Origin of the sequence: Burkholderia diffusa, from assembly GCF_902499115.1 — a bacterium.
GTDB lineage: Bacteria > Pseudomonadota > Gammaproteobacteria > Burkholderiales > Burkholderiaceae > Burkholderia > Burkholderia diffusa.
The window spans coordinates 341,728-360,177 of sequence record NZ_CABVPN010000001.1 but is presented as its reverse complement, the minus strand read 5'-3'; the positions used below and the strand labels follow the sequence as shown (position 1 = coordinate 360,177).

Here is an 18,450-nt window from a genome sequence, read left to right as displayed (position 1 = left end):
ACCGCATTCGCAACGGACTCACGATGGACCTCAATTTCACTCCCGAAGAGGAAGCGTTCCGCACCGACGTGCAGCGCTTTCTCGCCGCCGAACTGCCCGCGCGCACCGCGCGCAAGGTGAAGGGCGGCCTGCATCTGACGCGCGACGACATGCGCGAATGGCACGCAATCCTGAATGCCCGCGGCTGGCTCGCGAGCCACTGGCCGCGCGAGTATGGCGGCCCCGGCTGGAGCGTCGCGCAGAAATTTCTGTTCGACAACGAATGCGCGCTCGCCGGCGCGCCGCGCATCGTCCCGTTCGGCGTCAACATGCTCGGGCCCGTGCTGATCAAGTACGGCGACGAAGCGCAGAAGCGCCACTGGCTGCCGCGCATTCTCGACGGCACCGACTGGTGGTGCCAGGGCTATTCGGAGCCGGGCGCCGGTTCCGATCTCGCGTCGGTGAAGACGAGCGCGGTGCGCGACGGCAAGCACTACATCGTGAACGGCCAGAAGACGTGGACCACGCTCGGCCACTACGCGAACATGATCTTCTGCCTCGTGCGCACCGCGACCGACGTGCGCAAGCAGGAAGGCATCAGCTTCCTGCTGATCGACATGAACACGCCGGGCGTCGAAGTGCGCCCGATCATCACGCTCGACGGCGAGCACGAGGTGAACGAAGTGTTCTTCACCGACGTGCGCGTGCCTGTGGAGAACCTCGTCGGCGAAGAGAACCGCGGCTGGACCTACGCGAAATACCTGCTCACGTACGAGCGCACCAACATCGCCGGAATCGGCTTCTCGACGGCCGCGCTCGACCGCCTGCGCGCGGTCGCCGCGAAGGTGACGAAGAATGGCCGGCCGCTCGCGGACGATCCGTTCTTCGCGGCGCGCGTCGCGCGCGTCGAGATCGAGCTCGAGAACATGCGCACGACCAACCTGCGCGTGCTGGCCGCGGTCGCGGGCGGCGGCGTGCCGGGCGCGGAAAGCTCGATGCTGAAGATCCGCGGCACGCAGATCCGCCAGGAGATCACCGCGCTGATGCGCCGCGCGATGGGGCCATACGCGCAGCCGTTCATCGCGGAGGCGCTCGACGCCGATCACGACGGCGAGCCGGTCGGCCCGGACGGCGCCGCGAGCGCCGCGCAGCAGTACTTCAACAACCGCAAGCTGTCGATCTTCGGCGGCTCGAACGAGATCCAGAAGAACATCATCGCGAAGATGATGCTCGGGCTGTAACGAGGAACGCGACGATGGATTTCCAGCACACAGAAGACCGCCGGATGCTGGCGGACACGTTGAACCGCTTCATCGCCGAACAGTATGCGTTCCCGGTGCGCGACCGCATCGCGCAGTCGGCCGACGGATTCGATCGCGCGATGTGGCAGCGCTTCGCCGAACTCGGCGCGGTCGGCGCGCTGTTTCCCGAAGCCGACGGCGGCTTCGGCGGCGCGGGCTTCGACATCGCCGTGGTGTTCGAATGCCTCGGGCGCGGGCTCGTCGTCGAGCCGTTCCTCGGCGCGCTGCTCGCGGGCCGCGCGTTGTCGCTCGCCGGCGGCGCCGCGCATCGTGAACGGCTTGCCGCGCTGATCGACGGCCGCGCGAGCGCCGCGTTCGCGCACGACGAGCCGGGCTCGCACTACGAACTGACGACCGTGCGCACACGCGCCGAGCGTGCCGGCGATGGCTGGGTGCTGACGGGCGCGAAGGGCGTCGTCGACCAGGCCGCGCAGGCGGCGTTCTTCGTCGTGAGCGCGCGCGTGTCGGGACGCGACGACGACGCGGCGGGCATCGGCCTGTTCGTCGTGCCGGCCGACGCGCCGGGCGTGTCGCTGCGCGACTACCGGAAGATCGACGGCGGCCGCGCGGCCGAAGTGCGCTTCGAGCGTGTCGCGCTGCCGGCCGATGCCGCGCTCGGCGCGCCGGATGCGCTCGACGGCGAAACGGGCGCGGCACTACTCGAACGCGTGCTCGGCTACGGGCTGCTCGCGCTGTCGGCGGAGGCGCTCGGCGCGATGGACGTCGCGAAGGACGCGACGCTCGACTACCTGCGCACGCGCAAGCAGTTCGGGCTGCCGATCGGCAGCTTCCAGGCGCTGCAGCACCGGATGGCCGATCTGCTGCTCGAAGTCGAGCAGGCGCGCTCGGCGGTGATCAATGCGGCCGCGCAGCTCGATGCGCCGCGTGTGGTGCGCGAGCGCGCGCTCGCAGCGGCGAAATACAGCATCGGCCGGATCGGCACGCTGGTCGCCGAGGAAAGCATTCAGCTGCACGGCGGGATCGGGATGACATGGGAGCTGCCGCTGTCGCATTACGCGAAGCGGCTCGTGATGATCGATCACCAGCTCGGCGACGAGGATCACCATCTCGCGCGCTACATCGCGCTGTCGAAACAGTAAAGGCATACGACGCGAATGGAGGAGACAAGGATGACGAACGACCCGCGCGCATTGCCGCTGGCCGGCGTGAAGGTGCTCGATTTCTCGCGCGTGCTCGCGGGCCCGTGGAGCGCGATGGTGCTCGCCGATTTCGGCGCGGACGTGATCAAGGTCGAGCATCCGGTGCGCGGCGACGACACGCGCGACTGGGGGCTGCGGATCGGCGCGACCGAGACGACCTACTTCAACAGCGTGAACCGGAGCAAGCGGTCGATCTGCGTCGACCTGCAGACCGAAGAGGGGCAGCGCATCGCGCGCGAGCTAGCCGCGCAGGCCGACGTGCTGATCCACAACTTCAAGTTCGGCGGCGCGGAGAAGCTCGGCCTCGGCTACGACGCGCTGGCCGAATTGAATCCGCGGCTCGTGCATTGCGCGATTTCCGGCTACGACCGCTCGGGCCCGGAGGCCGCGCGGCCCGGCTACGACCTCGTCGTGCAGGGCGAGGCGGGGCTGATGGCGCTGAACGGCGAGGCCGGCCAGCCGCCGCTGAAATTCGGCGTCGCGGCGGTCGACCTGTTCACCGGCATGTATTCGGCGCAGGCGATCCTCGCCGCGCTGTACGAGCGCCATGCGACGGGGCGCGGACGGCGCATCGAGATGGCGCTGTTCGACTGCGGGCTGATGATCACCGCGTACTACGGACTCGACGCGCTGCTGATGGGCGAGGATCCGCCGCGCTACGGCAACGCGCATCCGTCGATCGTGCCGTACGGCGTGTTCGACGCGGCCGACGGTCCGCTCGTGATCACGGTCGGCAACAACACGCAGTTCGCGCGTTTTTGCGACGCGATCGAGCGGCCCGACCTCGCCGCGGACGACCGCTACAGGACCAACCTCGGCCGTTCGGAGAACCGCGCCGCGCTGCTGCCGGAGATTCGGGGCGAGCTCGCGCGGCGGCCGCGCGCGATGCTGCTCGCGGCACTCGCCGATGCGGGCATTCCGTGCGGCGAGGTGCTCGGGCTGCACGACGCGCTGACGTCGGAGCGCGCGACCCGTGCGGGGCTCGTCACGCGGCAGCCGCATCCGGTCGCGGGCGGCGTCGACGTGCTCGCGCCGCCGTATCGCTTCGACGGCGCGCGCCTGCCGGTGCGCGGTGCGCCGCCCGTGCTCGGCGCCGATACGGACGACGTGCTCGGTAGCTGGCTCGGGCTGTCGCCGGACGACCTGGCGCGGCTGCATGCGGATCGCGTCGTGTAGCGCGTTTCATGTATTGCCGCCGCGGCGCGGGCGGAGCAGTCGACGCGCGCCGACCATCCATAAGACACGCCTCGCGAACGACGAGGGGACATTGGAGACACCATGCAGCATTCCTTCATCGAATCGGTCACGGCGCGCCGTGACTACCAGCAGCTCGTGCGTGCCCGACGCCGCTTCAGCTTCACGCTGACGGCGCTGATGATCGCCACCTACTACGGCTTCATCCTGCTCGTCGCGCTCGCGCCGCACGTGCTGGCCGCGCCGCTGTACCGCGGCGCGACGACCACGGTCGGGATCGTCGCGGGCGTCGCGATCATCCTGGTCGCGATCGGACTGACCGCGTGCTACGTGCTGCGCGCGAACCGTGCGTTCGACCGCCGCGTCGACGCGATCCTGCAACGTTCGTGACGGAGGCCGACATGCGACGCATCTCGAGCGCGCTCGGCGCGCTGGCCGTTCTCGTTTTCTCCACCTGCACCGTGCACGCGAGCGCCGTCGCGGGGCCGATGCCCGACAAGGTCGAGCTGAACCCGGTCGCGATCGCGATGTTCTTCGCGTTCGTGTTCGCGACGCTCGCGCTCACGCGCTGGGCCGCGCGCCGCACGCGCTCGACGCGCGACTTCTACACGGCCGGCGGCGGCATCACCGGGCTGCAGAACGGGCTCGCGATCGCGGGCGACTACATGTCGGCCGCGTCGTTCCTCGGGCTGTCGGGGATGGTGTTCATGTTCGGCTTCGACGGACTGATCTACTCGATCGGCTTCCTGGTCGGCTGGCCGTTCGTGATGTTCCTGATCGCCGAGCCGCTGCGCAACCTCGGCAAGTTCACGTTCGTCGACGTCGTCGCGTACCGCTTCGCGCAGCGGCCGATCCGGCTACTGACGTCCGCGAACGCACTGACGATCGTCGTGCTGTACCTGGTCGTGCAGATGGTCGGCGCGGGCAAGCTGATCCAGTTGCTGTTCGGGCTGTCGTACGGCACGGCCGAGCTGATCGTCGGCGTGCTGATGGTCGTGTATGTGTTCTTCGGCGGGATGACCGCGACCACCTGGGTGCAGGTGATCAAGGCCGTGCTGCTGCTGTGCGGTGCGACGCTGCTCGTATTGCTCGCGCTCGCCGAATTCGGCTTCAGCATCGACGAGATGTTCCGCCGTGCGGTGGCCGTGCATCCGGGCGCGCTCGGCATCATGGGGCCCGGCAAGCTGATCCGCGATCCGGCCAACGCGCTGTCGCTCGGCATCGCGCTGATGTTCGGCACGGCCGGCTTCCCGCACATCCTGATGCGCTTCTTCACGGTGCCGAACGCGAAGGAGGCGCGCAAGTCGGTGCTCTACGCGACCGGCTTCATCGGCTACTTCTACCTGCTGACCTTCGTGATCGGCTTCTCCGCGATCGTGCTGCTCGCGCAGCATCCCGAGTTCTTCAAGCTCGGCGCGAACGGCACCTTCAACCTGACGCACGACCTGCTCGGCGGCTCCAACATGGTCGCGGTGAAGCTCGCGCAGGCGGTCGGCGGCAACTGGTTCTACGGCTTCATCGCGGCCGTCACGTTCGCGACGATCCTCGCGGTGGTCGCCGGGCTGACGCTCGCCGGCGCGACCACGATCTCGCATGACCTGTACGCGCAGATGTGGGCGCGCGGCAAGCCCGACGAGCGGCTGGAAATGCGCATCTCGCGCGCGGCGACGATCGGGCTGTCCGCGGTCGCGATCGCGCTGTCGATCCTGTTCGAGCACGTGAACGTCGCGTTCATGGTCGGCCTCGTCGCCGCGGTGGCCGCCAGCGCCAATTTCCCGGTGCTCGCGATGTCGATCTTCTGGCGCGGGATGACGACGCGCGGCGCGGTGCTCGGCGGCAGCCTGGGCCTCGCGTCGGCGGTGGCGCTCACGGTGCTGTCGAAGTCGGTGTGGGTCGACGTGCTGCACCACGCGCATGCGCCGGTGTTCCTCGACAACCCGGCGCTCGTGTCGGTGCCGCTCGCGTTCTTCGGGATCGTCGTCGGCTCGCTCGCGGACCGCGGCGAGCGCGCGCGGCGCGAACGCGAGGCCTTCGCGCGGCAGGAGTTCTATGCGCAGACGGGCGTGCTGGCCGGTGAAGCCGTGCAGCACTGATTCGTCAGATGAAATGCCCCATCCGTCCGGATCGCCGGACGGATGTTTTCCGGAAATCCGGAATCCCGGATTTCCTTGCCTGCCGCATTATGAGAAATACAATGAAAACAACGGCTTGAGGGGTTCCGGACACCTGGCATCGACCTTGCAATATGAAAAGCACGGCCATCCCCCGGCCGACTATTAAACCAAGGAGACAATCGATGACCACTGCCTTCCACTCCCTCCGGACGTCCTGAGGCATCGCTTGTTGCGGCACGGCAGCCGCGCGGGCGAGTAACTTTTCCCCTGACACATTCGTCCGCGCGCGTGACGCCGTTTCCATCGGCTCATCTACTTCAGCAGGAACCATCGTGAAGAAGAAACCCTTCTACAAAGTGCTCTACGTGCAGGTGATCTTCGCCATCATCGTCGGCGTGATCCTCGGCCACTTCTACCCGGCGCTCGCCACCGACATGAAGCCGCTCGGCGACGGCTTCATCAAGCTGATCAAGATGGTGATCGGTCCGATCATCTTCTGTACGGTCGTCACCGGCATCGCCGGCATGGAGGACATGAAGAAGGTCGGACGCGTCGGCGGCAAGGCGCTGCTGTACTTCGAGATCGTGTCGACCTTCGCGCTGCTGCTCGGCCTCGCGGCCACGCACATCCTGCGTCCGGGCGTCGGCTTCAACATCGATCCGGCGACGCTCGACGGCAAGGCCGTCGCGTCGTACGCGGCGAAGGCGCACGGGCAGTCGACGGTCGACTTCCTGATGCACATCATCCCGAACACGATGGTCGATGCGTTCGCGCAGGGCGAGATCCTGCAGATCCTGCTGATTGCGCTGCTGTTCGGCAGCGTGCTCGCGCACCTCGGCGAGCGCGGCAAGGTCGTGACCGACTTCATCGACGGCTTCACGCGCGTGCTGTTCGGCATCGTGCACATCGTCACGAAGCTGGCACCGATCGGCGCGTTCGGCGCGATGGCGTTCACGATCGGCAAGTACGGCGTCGGCTCGCTGGTGCCGCTGCTCAAGCTGATCGGCACGTTCTACCTGACCGCGGTCGTGTTCGTGCTGGTCGTGCTCGGCGCGATCGCACGCGCCACGGGCTTCTCGATCATCCGCTTCGTGTCGTACATCAAGGAAGAGCTGCTGATCGTGCTCGGCACGAGCTCGTCGGAAGCCGCGCTGCCGCAGCTGATGGAAAAGCTGGAGAAGGCCGGCTGCTCGCGCTCGGTGGTTGGCCTCGTCGTGCCGACCGGTTACTCGTTCAACCTCGACGGCACCAACATCTACATGACGATGGCCGTGCTGTTCATCGCGCAGGCGACCAACATCGAGCTGACGTGGATGCAGCAGCTCACGCTGCTCGCGGTCGCGATGCTGACGTCGAAGGGCGCGAGCGGTGTCACGGGCGCGGGCTTCATCACGCTCGCCGCGACGCTCGCCGTCGTGCCGACGATCCCGCTGTCGGGCATGGTGCTGATCCTCGGCATCGATCGCTTCATGAGCGAATGCCGCGCGCTGACCAACATCGTCGGCAACGGCGTGGCGACGGTCGTCGTGTCGGCCTGGGAAAAGGAGCTCGACCGCAACAAGCTGCGCCAGGCGCTGAAGGGCGGCGGCGAGGTCGCGACGACCGAGACGGCCGGCGTCTGACGTCATGAATGAGCAGGCGGCGGCACCGCCCGCGGGCGGTGCGCCGCGCGGCGGCCCGGGCGGCGATATGGAGCCCTATGACACAATAGGCGATCCGCATCGCCAGGAAGTCACGTCCGTGAAGCGCCGCCTGCTCATCCTCGTCATGCTTGCCGCCGCGCTCGCGGCGGCGTGCGCGCTGACGTGGACCATCACGTGGCGGCGCGGCGTCGCCGAGCTGCAGCGCAACGCCGCGGTGCGGGCCGACCGCACCACCAACGCGCTCAAGAGCACGCTCGACCGTTACGAGTCGCTGCCTTATCTGCTCGGCAGCCACCCGTACGTCCTGGACCTGCTCGCCGAGCCGAAGCGCGCCGATTTCACCGCGCGCGCGAACCGCTATCTCGAAGACCTCAACGAACACGCGCACGCGACCGTCACCTACGTGATCGGCGCGGACGGCCTGTGCGTCGCCGCCAGCAACTGGCGCGCGCCCGACAGCTTCGTCGGGACCGGATACCAGTTTCGTCCGTATTTCATCGATGCGATGGGCGGCCAGGTCGGCCGCTTCTTCGGGATCGGCACGATCTCGCGCGATCCCGGCTACTACATCTCGCAGCCGGTGTGGCGCGACGGCAGGATCGCGGGCGTCGTCGTCGTGAAGCTCAATCTCGAATGGTTCCAGGGCGCCGACGCGTCCGAGCCGCTCGTCGTCGCGGACGATCACGGCGTCGTGTTCCTGTCGTCCGTGCCCGCGTGGAAATACCACACGCTGCATCCGTTGACGGGGCCCGTCGCCGCGTCGATCTACGAGACGCGCCAGTACGCGCAGCAACCCGTCACGCCGCTGCCGCTGCGCGTCGAGCAGGTGCTCGACGCCGACGCGGAGATCGTGCGTCTCGGTCCCGGCCTGCGCGCGCCGCGCTTCCTCGCCAGCAAGCGGCGGATCGGCGAACCCGACTGGCTGCTGGTGACGCTCGCGCCGATCGCGCCCATCGACGCCGACGCGCGCAATGCGACGATCGTCACCGGCTTCGGCTTCGTGTCGGTCGCCTTGCTCGCGTTCTACTGGCGCATGCGCCGCGCACGCGTGCGCGAGATGATCCGCGGCCGCGCACTGCTGCAGCAGGCGTATGCCGAGCTGAACCGGCGCGTCGAGGAGCGCACGGCCGACCTGTCGGAGGCGAACGAGCAATTGCAGAAGGAAGTCGGCGACCGGATCCGCGCGGAACAGGAATTGCGCGCCGCGCACGACGAACTGATCCAGGCGAGCAAGCTCGCCGCGCTCGGCCAGATGGCGGCCGGCATCACGCATGAACTGAACCAGCCGCTCGCGGCGCTGCGCAGCTTCTCGGACAACACGCGCGTGCTGCTCGATCGAGGCGAGCAGGCGGCCGCGCGCGAAAACCTCGAGGCGATCGCCGCGCTGACCGAGCGGATGGGCAAGATCACCAACCAGCTGAAGCTGTTCGTCGGCCGCGCGAAGCCGCGCAACGAACGGGCGCTCGTCGTGCGCGCGCTGCGCAGCGTGCTGTCGCTGCTCGGCGACCGGCTGCACGGCGTCGCGCTCACGCTGACGCTGCAGGATGCGACCGTATCGCCCGCGCAGGATGCGCCGCTCGACCTCGCGGGCGACTATCCGGAACTCGTCGCCCGCTGCGAGGACTTGCGTCTCGAACAGGTGCTGATCAACCTGCTCGGCAACGCGCTCGACGCGGTCGCGGGCGTCGCGGCACCGGCAATCGAAGTGACGATCGCGGTGTCGGTCGCGACGCTCGCGATCGAGGTACGCGACAACGGCTCCGGCATCGCGCCCGACTTGCTGCCACGCTTGTTCGAGCCGTTCTTCACGACCAAGGAAATGGGGCGCGGGCTCGGGCTGGGCCTCGCGATCTCGTCGTCGATCGCGAGCGACGCGGGCGGCGCGCTGACCGCGCGCAATGCACCGTCCGGCGGCGCGCTGTTCGTCTTGACGCTGCGGCGCGCGCGCACGCATCATCCGGACTCGGTGTCCGAGCCGGCGGGCTCGCACTAGGACTCGCCGCAAACCCGTTCGCCGCACGACCGGCATCAACGAGAGCCGCGCGCACCCGCGCCGCGCGGCCTGTCAGGAGCAAGTGACCAAGATGGCCAACCGGCTGCAAGTGATCTATATCGAAGACGATGCGCTCGTTCGCCGGGCGAGCGTGCAGAGCCTCCAGCTCGCGGGGTTCGACGTCGTCGGGTTCGAATCGGCCGAGGCGGCCGACAAGGCGATCGTCGCGGAAACCGCCGGCGCGATCGTCAGCGACATCAGGCTGCCCGGCGCGAGCGGGCTCGACCTGCTCGCGCAGTGCCGCGAGCGCGTGCCCGACGTGCCGGTGATCCTCGTCACGGGCCACGGTGACATCTCGATGGCCGTGCAGGCGATGCGCGACGGCGCGTACGACTTCATCGAGAAGCCGTTCGCGGCCGAGCGGCTGATCGAGACCGTGCGCCGCGCGCTCGAGCGGCGCGAGCTCGTGCTCGAGAACCATGCGCTGCGGCGCGAGCTGGCCGGGCAGAACATCGTCGCGCCGCGCATCATCGGCCGCAGCCCGGCGATCGAACAAGTGCGCAAGCTGATCGCGAACGTCGCGCCGACCGACGCGTCGGTGTTGATCAACGGCGACACGGGTGCCGGCAAGGAGCTGATCGCGCGCAGCCTGCACGAGCTGTCGCCGCGTCGCGACAAGCCGTTCATCGCGGTGAACTGCGGCGCGCTGCCCGAGCCGATGTTCGAGTCGGAGATGTTCGGCTACGAGCCCGGCGCGTTCACCGGCGCCGCGAAACGCCGCGTCGGCAAGCTCGAATACGCATCCGGCGGCACGCTGTTCCTCGACGAAATCGAAAGCATGCCGCTCGCGCTGCAGGTGAAGCTCTTGCGCGTGCTGCAGGACGGCGTGCTGGAGCGGCTCGGCTCGAACCAGCCGATCCGCGTGAACTGCCGCGTCGTCGCGGCCGCGAAAGGCGACATGAGCGAACTCGTCGCGGCCGGCACGTTCCGGCGCGACCTGCTGTACCGGCTCAACGTCGTGACGATCGCGCTGCCGCCGCTCGCCGAGCGCCGCGAGGACATCGTGCCGCTGTTCGAGCACTTCATGCTCGACGCGGCCGTGCGCTACGGGCGGCCGGCCCCCGTGCTGACCGACCGGCAGCGCGCGAGCCTGATGCAGCGCGACTGGCCCGGCAACGTGCGCGAGCTGCGCAACGCGGCCGACCGCTTCGTGCTCGGCGTCGCCGACATGCCGCAGGAAGCCGGCGCGGGCGGCGACGATGCTCAGAGCGACCAGACGCTGAAGGAGCGCATCGAGCAGTTCGAGCGCGCAGTGATCGCCGAGGCGCTGAACCAGACGGGCGGCGCGGTCGCGGCGACGGCCGACCGGCTGCATGTCGGCAAGGCGACGCTGTACGAGAAGATGAAGCGCTACGGGCTGTCGGCGAAAGGCGAAACCGAGCGCTGAAAAAGAGACGGACCGCGGAACCGGGCTGGCCGGTCGGGCGGTCCGTGGTGCGGAGCAGGGCGCAGTGGACGCCCCCGCGAGTCCTGTCGTGCGGCGCTCAGGCCGCGTTGCCGTCGAGCGCCTTCTTGAGCAGCGCGTCGAGTTCCGCGAATTGCGGGGCGCCGACGTAGCGCTTCAGGATCTTGCCGTCCTTGTCGACGACGAAGGTCGTTGGCGTGAGCTGCACGTTGCCGAACTGCTTCGCGACGCTGCCGTCGTCGAGCGCGACCTTGAACGGCAGCTGGCGCGTCTGCGCGTAGTTCGCGACGTACATCGGCGGATCGTAGTTCATCGCGACCGCGACGAATTCCAGCCCCTGGCCCTTGAAGCGATTGTAGGTATCGACCATCTGCGGCATTTCCTGCATGCAGGTCGCGCAGCTCGTCGCCCAGAAATTCACGAGGTAGACCTTGCCTTTCAGGTCGCCGGCCGTCGACACCTTCTGGCCCGACAGCAGCGTGAACGTGGCGTCCGGCACGGTGGACTTGCCGTTGAACGCGAAGAAGCCGGCAACGGCGATGGCCGCGACGACGACGGCCGCGACGATATAGCGGGCGGGGCCGGTGCGGCGCTGGGCGGGAGGCGTGGTGTTCATCTGCGGTGCTCTCGGAGTCGGTCGATGACGCGGATCGATGCAAAGGACGTCGAAATTCGGCGCTCATTTTAGCGCGAATGCGGCGCATGCACCGGCGGCCGCCGCGCATACCGGGCGTCGGCTTCGGCGGATAATGGCGTTTTGCCTGTCCCCATCACTGCCATGCCGAAGGAAGTTCTCCATTCGTTGCGCCCCCTTTTTCGCCCCCTGCGACACTTCGCCGCGCTCGCGTGCGTGAGCGCGGCGCTGGCCGCGTGCTCGCCGTCATATGACTGGCGTACGCTGCACAACGACGCCGGCTACACGATCGACCTGCCGGCGAAGCCGACCGTCGAGGATCAGCCGGTGGCGGTCGGCGGTGCGTCGATGCCGATGCGGATGCAGGCCGCGCATGTCGACGGCGCGGTGTTCGCGGTCGGCACGCTGACGCTGCCCGACGATCGCGACGATACGCGCCGCGCGGCGCTCGAGTTCCTGCGGGCCGGGTTGTCGCGCAATCTCGAAGGCGTGTCAGAGACGGCCTCGGTGCCGGTGCCGCTCGCGGCCGGCGGTGCGGTAAACGGGCTCGAACTGCATATCGCGGGCGCGGCCAGCGGCGGCGACCATTCCCACAAGACAATCGTGGCGCGGCTCGTGGCGCGGGGCCGGCACGCGTACCAGGCCGTCGCGATCGCCGACCGGCCGCTCGCGCAGGAACAACTCGACCAGTTTTTCGGCTCGTTCAAACTCGACTGACAGCGGCCGGCGAGGGCGCCTCCGACTCCCGTGGCAATTGAAAGTTCATTCGCAGCTTTCGACGCTAATCGCCGGATTTTGCGGGGATTTTTCGGCTATCCACAGCGCATGTGGATAACTTTGTTGAAAAGTTGACCGGATCTCCCGCAAAGCCGCGCCGGACGGCCCTCCGGCGCATTTGACAGCTCACGCTCCCCTTGAGAAAAATCAATAAAAACAACGGGATATGATTTTTTCGACGAAAGGGCGGCCGTGCAGGGTGATCTGGGGCCGGGTTCGTGAAATTGTGCATAAGTCAAGTCTTGACAGCCGTATTTTGTCCTCCGAAGGCGCTCACAGCGCCGTGAGCGCACGCCGGTAGCGGATCGCTTCGGCGATCTGCGCGGCCGTCGGCAACGGGTCGCCGGCCAGGTCGGCGATCGTGCGCGCGACCTTCAGCACGCGGAAATACGCGCGCGCCGACCAGCCGAAGCGCTCGCCGGCCTCGCGCAGCAGCCGCTCGCCGTCGTCGGTCGGTCGGCACAGGTCGTCGGTCTCGCGGCCGCTCAGCATGTGATTGGTCTTGCCCTGCCGCTCGAGCTGCAACGCACGCGCCTGGGCGACCCGCGCGGCGACCGCCGCGCTCGGCTCGCCCGGTGCCGTCGCGCGCGACGCGAGTTCGGCCGGCGACAGCGCTGGCAGGTCGATCTGGATGTCGATCCGGTCGAGCAACGGGCCCGACAGCTTGCGCAGGTAGCGCGTGGCGACATCCGGCGTGCACCGGCAGCGCCCGGACGGATCGCCGTGCCACCCGCACGGGCACGGATTCATCGCGGCGATCAGCTGGCATGCGGCGGGGAAGTCGGCCTGCTGGGCCGCGCGCGAGATCGTGATGCGGCCCGCTTCCAGCGGTTCGCGCAGCATTTCCAGCACATGCCGGTCGAATTCGGGCAACTCGTCGAGAAACAGCACGCCGAGGTGCGCGAGCGTGATCTCGCCCGGCTGAGGCGGGTTGCGGCCGCCGACCAGCGCGGCGGCGCTCGACGAATGGTGCGGCGAGCGGAACGGGCGCCGCCGCCACTGCGGGGGCGAGAAGCCGATGCGACTCGCGGAAAGGAGCGCGGCCGACGTCAGCGCCTCGTCGTCGGTCAGCGGCGGCAGGAGGCCGGGCAGCCGCGCGGCGAGCATCGACTTGCCGGCGCCGGGCGGCCCGATCATCAGCATGTGGTGCCCGCCGGCGGCGGCGACTTCGAGCGCGCGCCGGGCGCCGCGTTGGCCAACGACGTCCGCGAGATCGGGCGCGGCCGGCGCCGGCACGCCATCGAGGCAGGGCGCCGCGACCGGCGCGAGCCGGGCATCCGGCGCACCGGCCAGGTGCGCGCACAGCGCGGGGAGGTCGGGGGCGCCGAACACGGTGACGCCCGGCACCAGCGCGGCCTCGGCCGCGCTGTCGAGCGGCAGGTACAGCTCGGGCGGGCGCGACGGGGCTGTCTCGCCGGATATCGCGGCGCAATCGACGCCGGCATGGCCGCTGGAATCGAAACTGAAACGGGCGCCGGAATCGAGTTGCGCTTCGGCATGACCCGCGCGCCAGTCGCGCGCGGCGCCGCACGCCATCGCGAACGCGCCGCGCATCGGCCGCAGCGCGCCGGTCAGCGACAGTTCTCCCGCGAATTCGCGGCCGGCCAGCGCGTCGGCCGGGAGCTGGCCGTTCGCGGCGAGGATGCCGAGCGCGATCGGCAGGTCGAAGCGGCCCGACTCCTTCGGCAAGTCGGCCGGCGCGAGATTGACGGTGATACGCCTGACGGGGAAGTCGAATCCGCAGTTCTGCAGCGCGGCGCGCACGCGCTCGCGGCTTTCGCGGACTTCGAGATCAGGCAGGCCGACGATCGAGAATGACGGCAACCCGTTGGCAAGATGAACTTCGACGGTGACGTCCGGCGCGCGGCCGGCCGCCGGCGCGCGACTGCGCACCACGGCGAGCGACATGGCGAGGCTCCTGTAGATGAATCGGACGGGCGACGGCCGTTCAGGGCCGCATGCCGCGGGAATCGGAGGAATCGTTGCGCGCTGCCGGCGTGGCGCGGAAAAGAACGAGGAACGACGAACTGCGAAGAGCGAGGAACAGCGAAGAACGACGGAACGGCTTGCCGACTGGCTGATTTCCGGGGGGCAGGCGCGGGCCGCGCGAGGCGGCCCGCGCCCCGACCAGTCGGTCGGGTGGGGGCGTCAGGCCTGGGGCGCTGCGAGCTTCTGCTCGAGTTCCGCGACGCGCTTCTCGAGTTCCTCGAGACGCACGCGAGTGCGGGCGAGCACATGTGCCTGCGTGTCGAACTCCTCGCGCGTGACGAGATCGAGCTTCGAGAAGCCTTGCGACAACATGGCCTTCACGTTGCGCTCGACATCCTTGGCCGGCGAGTTTTTTAGCAGGTCGCTGACGCGCGACTGCAGGTCGTTGAAAACATCGCTGGGTTGCTTCATGAGATTTCCCTTCCTTGCACAAAAAATGTGCATCTTCAGTTGCATACGTGCCCATGATGCACGCATGACCGGAAATGGTGCGCCCGTGGCGCGATTTCCGGGCATGGCGCCCGCATGGGTGAATGGCCCGGTAAGCCGGGACGTGCGTGCACTCTAGCAACGATCCTTTCGGCGCGCCAGCGAACCGGGCCATGTTGGCCATTCGGCCGGGCTTTCGCACCTTTCAGCATCAGATGCGACCCTGTTTAAGAGCCGTTCGAGGCGGTGTTCGCACGAACATGGCATGCGAGTTGCTGAGGAGAGACCGTCACACCATTCCAACCAATTCGACGGGACCACCCAGCGAGAGGACTTCATGAAACTCATTACCGCAATCATCAAGCCGTTCAAGCTCGATGAGACGCGCGAAGCGCTCTCAGCGCTCGGCGTCTCCGGCATCACGGTCACGGAGGTGAAAGGGTTCGGGCGCCAGAAGGGGCACACGGAGCTGTACCGGGGCGCCGAATACGTGGTCGACTTCCTGCCGAAGATGAAGATCGAGGCGGCCGTGTCCGACGATCTGGTCGACCAGGCGGTCGAGGCGATCGAGCGGGCCGCCCGCACCGGCAAGATCGGCGACGGGAAGATCTTCGTCACGCCGATCGAGCAAGTGATTCGGATCCGGACCGGGGAGACCGGCGCAGACGCGCTGTAACAGACAAAGACAAGCGACAAGAGGAAATCCAAGATGCGCAAACTTCTGATGTCCCTGCTGATGGCCGGCTCGCTGATCGCGGCCGGTGTCGGCCCCGCGCTCGCCGACGACGCGGCGTCCGCCGCGGCTGCGTCCGCGCCCGCCGCAACGGCTTCCGACGCATCGGCTGCCGCGGCACCCGCCGCGACGGCGAGCGCCGCGCCTGACGCATCCGCCGCTGCCGCCGCACCCGCTTCGGGCGCCGCCTCCGACGCATCGGCTGCCGCCGCCGCGTCCGCGCCGGCCGCACCCGCCGCGCCGACCGAGCCGTTCTCCGTCGATTCGTCGAAGATCAACTCGGGCGACACCGCGTGGATGCTGACGTCCACCGCGCTCGTGCTGTTCATGACGGTCCCCGGTCTCGCGCTGTTCTACGCGGGCATGGTCCGCAAGAAGAACGTGCTCGCGACCGTGATGCAGAGCTTCGCGATCACCGCGCTGATCACGGTGCTGTGGACGGTGGTCGGCTACAGCCTCGCGTTCACGCCGGGCAACGGCTTCATCGGCGGCCTGTCGCGCGCGTTCCTGCACGGGATGACCTACGTGAAGGGCGACAAGGCGACCACGCTGACCGTCAGCCACCTGGCGACGACGATTCCGGAATCGGTCTACTTCGTCTACCAGATGACGTTCGCGATCATCACGCCGGCACTGATCTGCGGCGCGTTCGCCGACCGGATGAAGTTCTCGGCGATGCTCGTGTTCATGACGCTCTGGTCGCTGATCGTCTATGTGCCGATCGCGCACATGGTGTGGGAGCCGACCGGCTGGCTGTCGGCCGACGGCGTGCTCGACTTCGCGGGCGGCACGGTGGTGCACATCAACGCCGGTATCGCGGGCCTGATGTCGTGCCTCGTGCTCGGCAAGCGCGTCGGCTACGGCCGCGAATCGATGGCGCCGCACAACCTCGTGCTGACGATGATCGGCGGCTCGATGCTGTGGGTCGGCTGGTTCGGCTTCAACGCGGGTTCGGCGGTCGCGGCTGACGGCCGTGCCGGCTTCGCGATGCTGACCACGCAAGTGGCGACGGCCTGCGCGGCGCTCGGCTGGATGTTTGCCGAGTGGGTCGCGAAGGGCAAGCCGTCGGTGCTCGGCATCGTGTCGGGCGCGGTCGCGGGTCTCGTGGCGATCACCCCGGCTGCCGGCTTCGTCGGCGTGGCGGGTGCGCTCGTGATCGGCATCGCGGCAGGCGTGGTCTGCTTCTGGTCGGCGACGTGGCTCAAGTCGAAGCTCGGCTACGACGATTCGCTCGATGCGTTCGGCGTGCACGGCGTGGGCGGGATTCTCGGCGCGCTGCTGACGGGCGTGTTCGCGGTCAAGGACATCGGCGGCGCCGACGGCAGCCTGCTGCTGCAGGCGAAGGGCGTGCTGATCACGCTGGTCTACAGCGGCGTGCTGAGCTTCGTGCTGCTCAAGCTGATCGACCTGACGATTGGTTTGCGCGTGTCCGAAGAGGAAGAGCGCGAAGGCCTCGACGTGATCCTGCACGGCGAGCACGTCGAATAAGTCGTACGGATGACGGCGGGCCGCCGCGCAGACGGCACCCGCCACGAATGAGCGCAGCGACTTCGGCCCGCCCGCCCGGCGGGCTTTTTTTTCTCCTGCCGCGTGCTGCCGTAGCGCATAACCCTTCACGCTATCGGGTCAATAGCCGAAAACTTCCTCCAAACCCTTGCGAAGCCGGGAACAATCCCCAAATGGACAGGGCAATTGCTCTACAATCTTCATTCTCCCGCTCGCGAGTGATTCATGGTTCCCCACCTCGTTACCGCGTTGAACGGTCCGCTGCTCGAGCTCGAGCAGAAGATCCTCGACGCGACGCCTGCGATCGAACGCTGGTTCAGGCTCGAATGGCAGGAACACACCCCGCCGTTCTATTGTTCGGTGGACCTGCGCAACGCCGGTTTCAAGCTGGCGCCCGTCGACGCGAACCTGTTCCCCGGCGCGTTCAATAATCTGCCGTCCGAAGTGCTGCCGCTCGCCGTCCAGGCCGCGATGGCCGCGATCGAGAAGATCTGCCCGGACGCGAAGAACCTGCTCGTGATTCCCGAGCTGCCGACCCGCAACGCGTTCTACCTGGAAAACGTCGCGCGGCTCGCGACGATCATGCGCCAGGCCGGCCTGAACGTGCGCTTCGGCTCGCTCGACCCGAGCATCACCGACATGACACCGATCACGCTGGCCGACGGCCAGAAGATCGTGCTCGAACCGCTCGAGCGTTCGCAGCGCCGCCTCGGCCTGAAGAATTTCGATCCGTGTTCGATCCTGCTGAACAACGACCTGTCGGCCGGCATTCCCGCCGTGCTGGAAAACCTGCACGAGCAGTACCTCCTGCCGCCGCTGCACGCGGGCTGGGCCGTGCGCAGCAAGTCGACGCACTTCTCGTGCTACGACGACGTCGCGAAGAAGTTCGCGAAGATGGTCGGTGTCGATCCGTGGATGGTGAATCCGTATTTCGCACACGTCGAAGGCGTCGACTGGCAGGGCCATGAAGGCGAGCAGGCGCTCGCCGACGCGATCGACGGCGTGCTGAAGAAGATCGCGCGCAAGTATCGCGAATACGGGATCAGCGAAAAGCCGTACGTCGTCGTGAAGGCGGACGCGGGCACCGCCGGGCGCGGCGTGATGACCGTGCACGACGCGGCCGAGATCGGCCGCATGTCGAAGGCCGAGCGCGCGCAGATGGCCGAGTCGAAGGCCGGCCTCGCGGTGCGCGACGTGATCGTGCAGGAAGGCGTCTATACGTTCGAGCGCGTCGGCGACGAAGTCGCGGAGCCGGTCGTGTACATGATCGACCGCTACGTGGTCGGCGGTTTCTACCGCACGCACGGCGGCCGCGAGCGCGACCAGAACCTGAACGCGCCCGGCATGCACTACGTCCCGCTCGGCTTCGAGCACACCGCGCTGCCGGATGCCGGCGCGAAGCCGGGCGCCGCGCCGCCGAACCGTTTCTACATGTACGGCGTCGTCGCGCGGCTGTCGCTGATCGCGTCGTCGATCGAACTGGAAAAGACCGATCCCGAAGCCATCCAGGTGTAACGGCTTCGCTACGTACAG

The 18,450-nt window shown here is 68.1% G+C and carries 15 protein-coding genes; 12 read left to right on the top strand and 3 right to left on the bottom strand.

Annotated elements, in window-relative coordinates; genetic code table 11:
* Window positions 1-23: 23 nt before the first annotated feature.
* The 8 genes from BTE28158_RS01710 (at window position 24) to BTE28158_RS01675 (ending at window position 10,831) form a co-directional block, all read left to right on the top strand.
* Window positions 24-1,220, top strand: a complete 1,197-nt coding sequence (locus BTE28158_RS01710; protein WP_151051134.1) for an acyl-CoA dehydrogenase family protein — start codon at window positions 24-26, stop codon at window positions 1,218-1,220.
* Between the two features lie 14 nt (window positions 1,221-1,234).
* Window positions 1,235-2,380, top strand: coding sequence for an acyl-CoA dehydrogenase family protein (locus tag BTE28158_RS01705; protein WP_151051132.1), 1,146 nt, complete (start codon window positions 1,235-1,237; stop codon window positions 2,378-2,380).
* Between the two features lie 30 nt (window positions 2,381-2,410).
* Entirely contained in the window at window positions 2,411-3,616 is a 1,206-nt protein-coding gene (locus tag BTE28158_RS01700) for a CaiB/BaiF CoA transferase family protein (RefSeq protein ID WP_151051130.1), read from the top strand.
* 102 nt (window positions 3,617-3,718) lie between these two features.
* Window positions 3,719-4,024: a DUF485 domain-containing protein gene (locus BTE28158_RS01695; RefSeq protein WP_059599844.1), complete on the top strand. Its 306-nt coding sequence runs from the start codon at window positions 3,719-3,721 to the stop codon at window positions 4,022-4,024.
* Window positions 4,025-4,035: 11 nt separating this feature from the next.
* Entirely contained in the window at window positions 4,036-5,727 is a 1,692-nt protein-coding gene (locus BTE28158_RS01690) for a cation acetate symporter (protein ID WP_151051128.1), read from the top strand.
* A gap of 353 nt (window positions 5,728-6,080) precedes the next feature.
* Window positions 6,081-7,370 carry a dicarboxylate/amino acid:cation symporter gene (locus tag BTE28158_RS01685; protein WP_151051126.1) on the top strand — a complete coding sequence of 430 codons (1,290 nt, stop codon included), beginning with the start codon at window positions 6,081-6,083 and terminating at the stop codon, window positions 7,368-7,370.
* A 4-nt stretch (window positions 7,371-7,374) separates the two neighbouring features.
* Window positions 7,375-9,384, top strand: a complete 2,010-nt coding sequence (locus BTE28158_RS01680) for a sensor histidine kinase (protein WP_151051124.1) — start codon at window positions 7,375-7,377, stop codon at window positions 9,382-9,384.
* Window positions 9,385-9,475: 91 nt separating this feature from the next.
* Complete coding sequence (locus BTE28158_RS01675; protein ID WP_059681626.1) at window positions 9,476-10,831, top strand: sigma-54-dependent transcriptional regulator; 1,356 nt, start codon at window positions 9,476-9,478, stop codon at window positions 10,829-10,831.
* 97 nt (window positions 10,832-10,928) lie between these two features.
* Here the strand turns inward: BTE28158_RS01675 and BTE28158_RS01670 are convergent, their stop codons facing one another.
* On the bottom strand, window positions 10,929-11,465 hold the full coding sequence (locus BTE28158_RS01670) for a peroxiredoxin family protein (protein WP_044846739.1): 537 nt from the start codon (window positions 11,463-11,465) through the stop codon (window positions 10,929-10,931).
* 162 nt (window positions 11,466-11,627) lie between these two features.
* Here BTE28158_RS01670 and BTE28158_RS01665 point away from each other — a divergent pair, with 162 nt between their 5' ends.
* Window positions 11,628-12,200, top strand: a complete 573-nt coding sequence (locus tag BTE28158_RS01665) for a hypothetical protein (protein WP_151051122.1) — start codon at window positions 11,628-11,630, stop codon at window positions 12,198-12,200.
* 333 nt (window positions 12,201-12,533) lie between these two features.
* Here the strand turns inward: BTE28158_RS01665 and BTE28158_RS01660 are convergent, their stop codons facing one another.
* Window positions 12,534-14,168: a YifB family Mg chelatase-like AAA ATPase gene (locus tag BTE28158_RS01660; protein WP_124626358.1), complete on the bottom strand. Its 1,635-nt coding sequence runs from the start codon at window positions 14,166-14,168 to the stop codon at window positions 12,534-12,536.
* A gap of 240 nt (window positions 14,169-14,408) precedes the next feature.
* On the bottom strand, window positions 14,409-14,660 hold the full coding sequence (locus BTE28158_RS01655) for an accessory factor UbiK family protein (RefSeq protein ID WP_059599852.1): 252 nt from the start codon (window positions 14,658-14,660) through the stop codon (window positions 14,409-14,411).
* A 355-nt stretch (window positions 14,661-15,015) separates the two neighbouring features.
* Between BTE28158_RS01655 and BTE28158_RS01650 the strand changes: the two genes are divergently transcribed.
* From BTE28158_RS01650 to gshA, 3 genes are all read left to right on the top strand, one after another.
* Window positions 15,016-15,354: a P-II family nitrogen regulator gene (locus tag BTE28158_RS01650; protein WP_006398175.1), complete on the top strand. Its 339-nt coding sequence runs from the start codon at window positions 15,016-15,018 to the stop codon at window positions 15,352-15,354.
* Window positions 15,355-15,387: 33 nt separating this feature from the next.
* Window positions 15,388-16,899 (top strand): ammonium transporter, encoded by a 1,512-nt coding sequence (locus tag BTE28158_RS01645; RefSeq protein ID WP_124626356.1) that lies wholly within the window; start codon window positions 15,388-15,390, stop codon window positions 16,897-16,899.
* A 243-nt stretch (window positions 16,900-17,142) separates the two neighbouring features.
* Window positions 17,143-18,432 (top strand): glutamate--cysteine ligase, encoded by a 1,290-nt coding sequence (gene gshA / locus BTE28158_RS01640; protein ID WP_059599854.1) that lies wholly within the window; start codon window positions 17,143-17,145, stop codon window positions 18,430-18,432.
* Window positions 18,433-18,450: the final 18 nt, after the last annotated feature.